5 protein-coding genes and 1 pseudogene are annotated in these 5,942 nt (G+C 69.9%); 3 read left to right on the top strand and 3 right to left on the bottom strand.

Going from position 1 to position 5,942, the window contains the following annotated elements:
- Positions 1-118: 118 nt before the first annotated feature.
- Both ACFV15_RS45770 and ACFV15_RS45775 read right to left on the bottom strand, forming a co-directional pair.
- Positions 119-250, bottom strand: a complete 132-nt coding sequence (locus ACFV15_RS45770) for a hypothetical protein (RefSeq protein ID WP_378359478.1) — start codon at positions 248-250, stop codon at positions 119-121.
- 80 nt (positions 251-330) lie between these two features.
- Positions 331-897, bottom strand: a complete 567-nt coding sequence (locus ACFV15_RS45775; RefSeq protein WP_378359480.1) for a TetR/AcrR family transcriptional regulator C-terminal ligand-binding domain-containing protein — start codon at positions 895-897, stop codon at positions 331-333.
- A 90-nt stretch (positions 898-987) separates the two neighbouring features.
- Here ACFV15_RS45775 and ACFV15_RS45780 point away from each other — a divergent pair, with 90 nt between their 5' ends.
- Positions 988-2,181, top strand: coding sequence for an FAD-dependent monooxygenase (locus tag ACFV15_RS45780; RefSeq protein WP_378359481.1), 1,194 nt, complete (start codon positions 988-990; stop codon positions 2,179-2,181).
- A 227-nt stretch (positions 2,182-2,408) separates the two neighbouring features.
- A complete protein-coding gene (locus ACFV15_RS45785; protein WP_378359483.1) occupies positions 2,409-2,540 on the top strand; it encodes a hypothetical protein in 132 nt (43 codons plus the stop codon).
- A 7-nt stretch (positions 2,541-2,547) separates the two neighbouring features.
- On the opposite strand, the gene ACFV15_RS45790 is transcribed toward ACFV15_RS45785, so the two are convergent.
- Entirely contained in the window at positions 2,548-2,997 is a 450-nt protein-coding gene (locus ACFV15_RS45790; protein ID WP_378359484.1) for an Lrp/AsnC family transcriptional regulator, read from the bottom strand.
- A gap of 139 nt (positions 2,998-3,136) precedes the next feature.
- Between ACFV15_RS45790 and ACFV15_RS45795 the strand changes: the two are divergent.
- Positions 3,137-5,854: pseudogene (locus tag ACFV15_RS45795) on the top strand (indolepyruvate ferredoxin oxidoreductase family protein); the annotation flags it as partial.
- Positions 5,855-5,942: the final 88 nt, after the last annotated feature.

Raw genomic sequence — 5,942 nt, forward strand, 5'->3', positions numbered from 1 at the left:
CTCGTGGTGGGTATGGTGGGGTGGTTTTTCTTTTATCTCATAGAGCCCCTCGTCCCCTGTTTTGGTTGTTGTTCTTTGTTCCCCTGGTTTCTAACCGGCGGGAACACTCACGAGTCCGCTACTGGCAGGCTTCGCAGTCCGGGTCATCGATGCGGCAGGCGGCGCCGTCGGTGAGCGGGAAGTCGAAGTCGTCGAGTGCGGGGACGAGCGTCGCGGCGGTCTCCGGCGACGGGGTGGCGGTGGCGGACATGTCACTCCCTTGATCACGAATCTGGTAACTGGGTGTAGCGCCTGGGCGCGGGAGACATTCCGTGACGCGCGACACAGTGGTCAGCGGCTGTCGCGGACCGCGATGAGGTTGGCGACCAGGCGCTCGGCGTCGGTCTCGGGATCCAGGGGCATCGACATCAGCGCGCGGATGTACGCCGGGGCCAGGACGAGCTCGAACACGTCGGTCCAGCCGAGCGTGGTGGAGCCGCTCGCCTCCAGGGTGGCCTCGATCTCGCGCACCCGTGGCCCGGCGAACTGCTGGACGTCCGACAGCCCGTTCTCGCCCGCTTTGGCGAGTGCCCGGAAGAACGCGAGATGGTTCGGCGCGCGCAGGTCGGTCAGGAGCCGGGTGACCCAGACGAGCATGTCCGCGCGGAGGTCGCCGGTCGCGGGCAGCGGGGAACGCTCGCTGAGCTCCTCCACGACCGTGTCGATGATCAGGCCCTCCGCGGTACGCCAGCGGCGGTAGATGGTGGCGATGTGCACGCCGGACTTGGCCGCGACGGCGGCCAGGTCGACGGTGCCGTCCGTGGATTCGGCCAGGAGCTCGCGGGTGGCCGTGTGGACGGCGTCCCTGGTTCGGGCGGTACGTCCGCCGGGACGCGTCACACCTGTCGCTTGGGCCACGAGGAGAGCTTATCGCGAATCTGTTGCGTTAGCACTCTCGGGCGCGCTAGCGTTAAACGCGAAAGATTCGCATCAGGGAGATGAGGGGTCATGAAGGCTTTGATCGTCGGTGGCGGGATCGCGGGGGACACGCTGGCTTTGCTGCTGGAGCGGGACGGCTGGCTGGTGACCGTCGCCGAGATCGCGCCCGCGCTGCGGACCGGCGGGCAGACCGTCGACCTGCGCGGGGACAGTCGCGAGGTGCTGGAGCGCGCCGGTCTGCTCGAGAAGGCATTGGACTGCTTGGTGCCGCAGCGCGGCGCCGCGTGGATCGACGAGAACGAGCGGCCGCTCGCCACGATGCCGGTGGAGGCCTTCGACGGCCAAGGACTGGTCTCGAAGGAGGAACTGCTGCGCACCGACCTCGCGCGGATCATCCACGAGGCCGCGGGGCCCGGCGTGACGCACCGCTTCGGCGAAACCGTCGAGGCGCTCGAAGACAGCGAAAACGGGGTGCTGGCCCGATTCCGCGGCGGCGACGAGGGGACGTTCGACCTGGTCGTCGGCGCGGACGGCGCGCACTCGCGGGTACGCGCGCTGCGTTTCGGCCCGGAGGAGCGGTTCCGCAAGCCGCTCGGCCTGGCGCACGCCTGGTTCACCCTCGAGGAGAAGCCCGGGACGCCCGCGCTCGACGGCTGGTTCCTCATGCACAACGCGCCCGGCCGACGCGCCGTGGCCGCCAGGCCGGGGCATGCGGGTCAACAGGAGATCGGCATGACCTTCGGCGCCGACACGCTGCCGCCGCGCGGCGACAACGAGGCCAGGTTCGCTTTGCTGGAGCGCACTTTCGCCGACGTCGGCTGGCGCACGCGGGAGTTCCTCGACGCCGCCGCGACCGCTTCGGACTTCGCGCTGGACACCCTCGATCAGGTACACATGCCCGCTTGGCATGACGGCCGGGTGGTGCTGGTCGGCGACAGCGCCTGGTGCGCCAGCCCGCTCAGCGGCCTCGGGACCGCCTTGGCGTTGCGTGGTGCCGACGAGCTGGCGTCCGCGCTGCGCGAGGCAGGGAACCGGCTGCCCGAGGCGCTGGCGGCGTTCGAGTCGGCGATGCGGCCCAGGGTCGCGTCGGCGCAGAAACTGCCGCCCGGCCGGGTCGCCGCGGCCGCCCCGAAGTCGAAGTGGGGCATCAGGTTCAACGCCTGGGTGATGCGCACGGTCCAGTCGAAACCGCTGCGGCCGCTGGTGAACCGGGCGTTCGCCGCGACCGAGCACGGCCGCGAGCCGGTCGCGTCCACGACGTGAGAAACGTCGGTCCCGCGGCTTAGGGTGAAGGAGTGACCACGCACTCGCTGCCGGCGGCCTCGCGGTGCTGCTGGCCAGCGGGATCGACCCGTGGGAGCTGCGCAAGGACCCCGGCGAGCTGACCAGGCACGGCCGGGTACGCGCAGCAGATCCGCGACGATCCGCTGACCTGGCGAGGCGGCCTGCGGCTGGAGACGCTGCACGCGCTCGTCGAGGCCGCGCCGCGAGTGGCCGAGCTGCTGCCGGACGCCCGTGCCGTCGTCTTCCCCGAGGACCGCCACAACATCCTGAACGAGCTGGACCGCGAGGACGTCTATCGGGTGCTGGCCGAATTCGTCAGGGAGCGCGTACTGGGCTGAGGCGCGCTCACGTGGGCCATTGCTGGCCGCGCATCCAGCTGTCGAGCGCGATGAGGGTCTTCGTGCCGGTGACCTGGTGGTGGGTGCGGATCTCGTCGATGGTGCGCTGCAGGTGGGCCATGTCGCGCACGCGGAGCCAGACCAGCGCGTCCGGGTCGCCCGCGATGGTGAAGACCGCCTGCGCCTCGGGCATGCGGGTGGTCGTGCGGACGATTTCGCCGACCTTCGTCGTGCCGGTGAAGCGGAGTTCGGTGAACGCCTCGATGCCCCAGCCGAGCTTGGTGTGATCGAGCTGGACGGTGTAGCCGACGATGACGCCGGTCTCCTGCAGGCGGTCGATGCGGCGTTTGACCGCCGCGGTGGACAGCGTCACGCGGGCGCCGATGTCGGCGAGGGTGCGCCGGGCGTCCTCGCGCAGCAGCTCCAGGATCTCGCGGTCGGTCTCGTCGATCAGCATGGGGCCGGAGCGTACTCTCGCGCAACAAATGTCGTCCAGAAGCACTTGTGGCGTGGATCTTTTGCGTCGCGACCGCGAAATGCCGTTCGGGTATTGCGAGCGGGTGTGACGCACAGGTCTCCTACTCCGAACGACGGCGGAGGAGGACGGTGTGGTGGAGCAGTTCACGCTGGAAGACCGGTACCTGCGGGAAGACGGCACCGTCTACCTCAGCGGGGTACAGGCACTGGTCCGGATGCTGTTCGACCGGGTGCGGCACGACCGCGCGAACGGGGCGTCGCCCGCCGTGTTCGTCTCCGGGTACGAGGGCTCGCCGCTGGCCGGGTACGACCTCGAACTCGGGCGGCGGTCCGCGCTGCTCGACAAGCACAACGTCGTGCACCGGCCGGGGCTGAACGAGGAGCTGGCCGCGACCTCGGTCATGGGCAGCCAGCTCGCCGGTGCCACCGGGATCTGGTACGGCAAGGCTCCCGGGCTCGACCGGGCCACCGACGCGCTGCGGCACGCCAACCTCGCGGGCACTGCCCCGGCCGGTGGCGCGGTGGCGCTGGTCGGTGACGATCCCAACGCGAAGTCGTCCACGGTGCCGTGTGTCTCCGAACTCGCGCTGGCCGACCTGGCCATGCCGGTGTTCTTTCCGTCGGACTCGCAGGACGTGCTCGACTTCGGCCTGCACGCCGTCGAGCTGTCCAGGGCGAGCGGGCTGTGGTCGTCGATGAAACTGGTGGCCAACGTGGCCGACGCCGCGGGCACCGCCCATGTCCGGCCACAGTGGACGGCGCCGGTCCTCTCGCCCGGCTTCAAGCCGTATCGGCACGAGCCGAGCGCGCGGCTGCTGGGCACCACGCTGATGAATCTCGAACGCAGTCTCTTCACCGAGCGGCTGCCGCTCGCGGTGGAGTACATCCGGGCGAGCGGGATCAACCGGATCGTCCACAAGGGACCCCAGGATCGTATCGGGATCGCCGCCGCCGGGAAGTCCTATTTGGACTTGATGCAGGCGCTGCGCTTGCTCGGGCTGGACGAGGAAGCGTTGACCCGTAACGGGATCCGGGTACTGAAGCTCGGCGTGATCTATCCGCTCGAACCGTCGATCGTGCGCGAGTTCGCCGACGGGCTTTCCGAGATCGTGGTGATAGAGGAGAAGCGGTCGTTCGTCGAAGCGGCGGTCAAGGAGGTGCTGTACGGCACCGCGGGCGCGCCTGCCGTGCACGGCAAGACCGGGCCCGACGGCCGCACCCTGTGTAGCGAACTGGGCGAACTCGATCCCGAGAGCGTCGCCACCGCGCTGGCGGGCCGGCTGGGTGAGATCCCATCGGTGAGCGCATGGCGGCAGCGGCGGCGACGGGACCGTATCGCCGTGCCGTTGCTGACGCGGACGCCCTACTTCTGCTCGGGCTGCCCGCACAACTCGTCGACCAAGGTGCCGGAGGGGACCGTGGTCGGCGGCGGGATCGGCTGCCACGCGATGGCGTTGTTCATGGAACCCGAGCAGGTCGGCGACGTCGTCGGGCTGACCCAGATGGGCGGCGAGGGCGCGCAGTGGATCGGCATGGCGCCGTTCGTCGAGGCCACGCATTTCGTGCAGAACCTCGGTGACGGCACGTTCACCCACTCCGGCAGCCTCGCGGTGCGCGCCTCGGTCGCCGCCGGCGTGAACATCACCTACAAGATCCTCTACAACTCGACGGTTGCGATGACCGGTGGCCAGGACGCCGTCGGCGGGCTCCCGGTGGACCGGCTCGCGGCGCTGCTGCTGACCGAAGGCGTCGCCAAGGTGGTCATCACCACCGACGAGCCGAGCAGGTTCCGCCGGGTGCGGCTGCCAGGGGGAGTGGACGTCCGCCACCGCGACGAACTGCTGAGCACGCAAGAAGAACTGGCCGCGGTGCCCGGCGTGACCGTGCTCATCCACGACCAGGAATGCGCCGCCGAGAAGCGCCGCAAGCGCCGCCGCGGCAAGCTGGAGACCCCGGCGGCCAAGGTCGTGATCAACGAGCGGGTGTGTGAGGGCTGCGGCGACTGCGGCGCCAAGTCCAACTGCCTGTCGGTGCAGCCGGTCGCCACCGAGTTCGGCCGCAAGACCGCGATCCACCAGTCTTCGTGCAATGTGGACTATTCATGCTTGGCAGGCGACTGCCCGTCGTTCATGACGGTGGTGCCCAGCGGCCGCAAGCAGCGGCGCGGCCTGGGTGAGCTCACCGCGGCCGAACTGCCGGAGCCCGCGCGCACCGGCACCGACGTCACCGTCCGGATCACCGGGGTCGGCGGCACCGGCGTGGTCACCGTCGCGCAGATCCTCGCCACCGCCGCCGTGCTCGAAGGCAGGCAGGTGCGGACGCTCGATCAGACCGGCCTGGCGCAGAAGGGCGGCGCGGTCGTCTCCGATCTGAAGATCACCGCAGGCCCGGTGGCGCAGGCGCCGAAGCTCGCGACCGGCGAATGTGACCTCTACCTGGCCTGTGATGTGCTGGTCGGCGCCGACCCGGCGTACCTGTCGGTCGCCGATGCCGCCCGCACGACCGCGGTCGTCTCCACCACCGAGGTGCCGACCGGCCGCATGGTCGTCGACACCACCGTGTCCTTCCCCGACGCCGCAGCCGTGCGCGGCGCGATCTCGGCGAACGCGGCACGCACCGTCGCGCTCGACGCCCGCGCGCTGGCGGAGACCCTGTTCGACGACGACCAGTTCGCCAACATCCTCCAGCTCGGCGCGGCCTACCAGACCGGCGTCATCCCGCTGGACGCGGCGAGCCTCGAACGCGCCATCGAGCTCAACGGGGTCGCGGTCGCGGGCAACCTCCAGGCGTTCCGTCGTGGCAGGCAGCTCGTCGCCGATCCCGAAGCGCTGGCGTAACTAGTCAGGTGGTTGCTGGGTTGGTTGGTAGCCAGGGGTTGCCGGTGATGGCGTTGTGGAGTGCGGTCAGGATGTGGATGCCGTTTTT

It is taken from the genome of Amycolatopsis sp. NPDC059657, assembly GCF_042734395.1.
Classification (GTDB): domain Bacteria; phylum Actinomycetota; class Actinomycetes; order Mycobacteriales; family Pseudonocardiaceae; genus Amycolatopsis.

Coding starts and splice junctions, on each gene's coding strand:
- ACFV15_RS45770 (WP_378359478.1), bottom strand. CDS start 250: ATGTCCGCCACCGCCACCCCGTCGCCGGAGACCGCCGCGACGCTCGTC.
- ACFV15_RS45780 (WP_378359481.1), top strand. CDS start 988: ATGAAGGCTTTGATCGTCGGTGGCGGGATCGCGGGGGACACGCTGGCT.
- ACFV15_RS45790 (WP_378359484.1), bottom strand. CDS start 2,997: ATGCTGATCGACGAGACCGACCGCGAGATCCTGGAGCTGCTGCGCGAG.